The organism is Ferrovibrio sp., assembly GCF_041906005.1.
GTDB lineage: Bacteria > Pseudomonadota > Alphaproteobacteria > Ferrovibrionales > Ferrovibrionaceae > Ferrovibrio.
On the sequence record NZ_JAYRJY010000019.1, the window covers coordinates 1 to 1,486 of the forward strand.

Genomic DNA, 1,486 nt, shown 5'->3' on the forward strand with positions numbered 1-1,486 from the left:
CGCTGATGGATCACTCACCGGGCCAGCGCCAGTTCGCCAACCGCGAAAAATATCGTGAATATTATCAGGGCAAATACTCGCTCACCGATGCGCAGATGCAACAGTACGAAGAGGAGCAACTGGCGCTCGCCGCACGCTGGTCACAGCCGAATCGCGAATCCATCGCCGCAATGTGCCGCGCGCGACACATTGCGCTCGCCAGCCACGATGACGCCACGCACGCCCACGTAGCCCAATCCCATCAGCTTGGCAGCGTGATCGCCGAATTTCCTACCACATTCGAAGCGGCAGAAGCCTCGCGCAAGCACGGCATGAACGTACTGATGGGCGCGCCGAATATCGTGCGCGGCGGTTCGCACTCCGGCAACGTGGCGGCCAGTGAACTGGCGCAGCTTGGCCTGCTGGATATCCTCTCTTCCGACTACTACCCCGCCAGCCTGCTGGATGCGGCGTTTCGCGTGGCCGATGACCAGAGCAACCGCTTTACGCTACCGCAGGCGGTGAGGCTGGTGACCAAAAACCCGGCCCAGGCACTGAATCTCCAGGATCGCGGGGTGATTGGCGAGGGCAAACGCGCCGACCTGGTGCTGGCGCATCGCAAGGGCAATCACATTCATATTGACCACGTCTGGCGTCAGGGTAAAAGGGTGTTCTGATGACGGGAAAACTGATTTGGTTAATGGGTCCGTCCGGCTCTGGGAAAGACAGCCTGCTGGCGGAACTCCGCCAGCGGGAACAAACCCAGCTACTGGTAGCGCATCGCTACATCACGCGTGATGCCAGCGCCGGAAGTGAAAATCATATCGCCTTAAGCGAGCGGGAGTTTTTTACCCGCGCGGGGCAAAATCTGTTGGCCTTGAGCTGGCATGCTAATGGTTTGTATTACGGTGTCGGCATTGAGATCGACCTCTGGCTGCACGCCGGATTCGACGTCGTGGTTAACGGCTCACGCGCCCACCTGCCGCAGGCGCGGGCACGTTATCAATCGGCACTGCTGCCCATCTGTTTACAGGTTTCGCCGGAGATCCTGCGCCAGCGCCTGGAAAACCGTGGCCGCGAAAACGCCAGTGAAATTAACGCCCGGCTGGCGCGCGCCGCCCGCTATACTCCTCAGGATTGCCATACACTCAATAATGACGGCAGCCTGCGCCAGTCGGTCGACACGCTGCTGTCGCTGATTCATCAGAAGGAGAAACACCATGCCTGCTTGTGAACTTCGCCCGGCAACGCAGTACGACACCGACGCGGTTTACGCGCTGATTTGTGAGCTAAAACAAGCGGAGTTTGACCACCAGGCGTTTCGCGTGGGCTTTAACGCCAACCTGCGTGACCCGAATATGCGCTACCATCTGGCGCTGTTGGATGGCGAGGTTGTCGGCATGATCGGCCTGCATTTGCAGTTTCATCTGCATCATGTCAACTGGATCGGCGAAATTCAGGAACTGGTGGTGATGCCGCAGGCGCGCGGTCTGAACGTCGGCAGTAA

3 protein-coding genes are annotated in these 1,486 nt (G+C 59.3%); all 3 read left to right on the forward strand.

Annotated features, from left to right (window positions below; translation table 11 throughout):
• Window positions 1-656 (forward strand): alpha-D-ribose 1-methylphosphonate 5-triphosphate diphosphatase (gene phnM / locus ACE3OO_RS20210; protein WP_374305910.1); only part of this gene is annotated, 656 nt, incomplete at its 5' end.
• The gene (gene phnN, locus ACE3OO_RS20215; protein WP_000147009.1) at window positions 656-1,213 is read left to right on the forward strand and encodes a ribose 1,5-bisphosphokinase; all 558 of its coding nucleotides are present in this window, start codon (window positions 656-658) and stop codon (window positions 1,211-1,213) included. The genes phnM and phnN, both read left to right, overlap by 1 nt.
• The coding region (gene phnO / locus ACE3OO_RS20220) for an aminoalkylphosphonate N-acetyltransferase (RefSeq protein WP_374305913.1) at window positions 1,200-1,486 on the forward strand (287 nt) is incomplete at its 3' end. The genes phnN and phnO, both read left to right, overlap by 14 nt.

Bases quoted from the DNA above. Each gene is read 5' to 3' on its own strand.
- phnN (WP_000147009.1), top strand. From the start codon at position 656: ATGACGGGAAAACTGATTTGGTTAATGGGTCCGTCCGGCTCTGGGAAA.